A 776-nucleotide genomic window follows, 5' to 3' on the forward strand; every position below is an offset into this window, starting at 1 on the left:
GTGAATTGGCATAATCGGAAACAGTTGATCAATCGCCCATATGTCTGGCAGCGATTGAAATAGGCTAAAGTTTCCATAGTAGATATCTGCCAACGATAGCTTAAGGTCTTCCAGGTCTGGTGGCGTTTTATCCATTGTATCTAACAGGTCTGCGATACAATGAAGAACATCGAGAAATAAGTTTTCTGCGATTGATCGCTCTCTTAATGAGAGCTGCCCACGCTTGAATAAAGCACGCACTTCATCACGATAAAAATGCGCATCGTTATAACACTCCTGTACTCGCCGTGGCGATAGGTAGTCTTTTATCTCACGAATCTTTGTGAGTAGTTGATGCTCCTCAGGCGATGGTTCGGGCAGACTGATTGGTTCAAAAATATTGGTATCTAGAATATTGAACAGCAGAATTGAAGAGTAAGCGACAGTTGCTCGCCCAGATTCCGTGACAATCGTTGGGTGAGGAATATTATGGTCGTCCAAGGTTTGCTTGAGAGTATCGACAATATCTTCACAATATTCTTCAAGCGTGTAGTTACGACTTTTATCGTCATTGCTTTGTGCGCCGGTATAATCAACCGCTAAGCCACCACCCAAATCTATATGGGTTAATTCTGCACCCTCACTCATTAGGTCAGTAAAATAGCGGCAGGCTTCTACGACACCACTTCGAATATCATGAATGCTGGGGATTTGTGAACCTAAGTGGCAGTGCAATAATTCGAGGCAGTGCAGCATGTTCTCTTGCTTTAGCTTATCAACCACATCGATAAGTTGTG

At 43.3% G+C, this 776-nt stretch carries 1 pseudogene; it reads right to left on the bottom strand.

The annotated features are described in order from the left end of the window. A pseudogene (locus A3757_RS03280) lies at nt 1-776 on the bottom strand (arginine decarboxylase); the annotation flags it as partial.

The sequence above is a fragment of the Oleiphilus sp. HI0117 genome, from assembly GCF_001635235.1.